Below are 1551 nucleotides of genomic sequence, written 5' to 3' on the forward strand. Positions count from 1 at the left end.
GACAAGGGGAGGGGGAGAAATATTTCCAATTCCCCACTCTCCCACTCTCCCACTCTCCCACTCCTTCTTCTGCCCGCGTCCTCCTTGTCGATGATAATGCCGATATGCGAGATTACCTGACGCGTCTGCTCTCGAAGCACTGGCATGTTAAAGCTGCGAACAATGGAGCTGCTGCACTAGCTGCTATCGGTGAGCAACCGCCAGATTTGGTGCTGACTGATGTCATGATGCCAGAAATGGACGGTTTTCAATTGCTGAGTGCATTACGTACTAACCCACAAACAAAAGGAATACCTATTATTCTGCTGTCGGCTCGTGCAGGGGAAGAAGCGGCAATCGAAGGACTGCAAGCGGGGGCTGATGACTACCTAATTAAGCCCTTCTCTGCTCGTGAATTGGTAACTCGCGTTCATTCTCACTTGCTTTTGTCGCGTTTGCGCCAAGAGCTATCCTCCAATCGCATGAAGGATGAATTTTTAGCAACGGTTACGCACGAACTGCATACTCCCTTGGTTTCTATCCTTGGCTGGACTCGCTTACTACGTTCAAACCAGGTTGATCGGGCGACTGCAATACGAGCCTTAGACACAATTGAGCGCAGTGCTAAGAACCAGGCAAAGCTTATTGAGAATTTGCTGGATATCTCAACTATTATCTCAGGTAAAGTCTGCTTGGATCAAAAGCCAGTTAAACTGACTCCTATAATTGAAGAAGTTATTAATACAATCAAGCCTAATGCTAAGGCTAAGGGTATTCATATTGTAGAAACGTTGCATGCACAGACGTTACATGTAGAGAACGCCACATCGCTCAACGCGGGAAACCCGCACACGCAAGTGGCTCCGTTGCATGCAACGTCTCTACAAAAAGATATTTCGGTTTTAGGCGACTCAATCCGCTTGCAGCAAATTGTCACAAAGTTGCTTGAGAATGCCATCAAATTTACTTACTCGGGGGGAATAGTAGAAGTTCGGCTCGATACTGTTGACTCTTGGGCTACTATCCAGGTTAAAGACACAGGTATCGGGATAAGTGCTGATTTTCTGCCCCATGTCTTTGAGCGCTTTACTCAAGCTGAAGTCCCTAGTAGGCATTTGCCTGGGGGGTTAGGGCTGGGACTGGCGATCGCTCGTCAACTCGTAGAACTTCACGGAGGTACAATTGAGGCAGCGAGCGATGGAGAAGGACGCGGTGCAACGTTTACCGTCAAGCTGCCGTTAGTTTGACAGGGGAATATGGCAAAAGACAATGGATTTTCAGCTATCTATAGAACTAGCAAAATCAATAAATATCTTCGGTAAAGAATATGCAAGCCAAATACGACACTGAGCAAGATATTCTACGGATTCGTTGGTCGGATGCACCAATTGAAGAAAGCGACGAAGAGCAGCCCGGAGTCATTCTTGACTACGACCAAGAAGGCAATGTGATTGGTGTAGAAATTCTCAACGCTTCCCATAAAATTAGCGAGTGGCAACAGTTAACCTCATCGATTAGGGTTGGGCTTTTACCTAGAAAAACTGCGGTGCCTCCGGAAAAATCGCCCCATGA

Annotated in this window: 2 protein-coding genes; both read left to right on the plus strand. The window is 47.1% G+C overall.

From position 1 onward, the window contains the following. A partial coding sequence (locus DP117_RS34180; RefSeq protein WP_169222581.1) for a response regulator occupies window positions 1-1226 on the plus strand: 1226 nt, incomplete at its 5' end. A gap of 80 nt (window positions 1227-1306) precedes the next feature. Continuing rightward, window positions 1307-1551, plus strand: a 245-nt coding sequence (locus tag DP117_RS34185) for a DUF2283 domain-containing protein (RefSeq protein ID WP_169222582.1), incomplete at its 3' end; no start/stop codon positions are given.

The sequence above is a fragment of the Brasilonema sp. UFV-L1 genome, from assembly GCF_012912105.1.
In the GTDB taxonomy this organism is placed as follows: Bacteria; Cyanobacteriota; Cyanobacteriia; order Cyanobacteriales; family Nostocaceae; genus Brasilonema.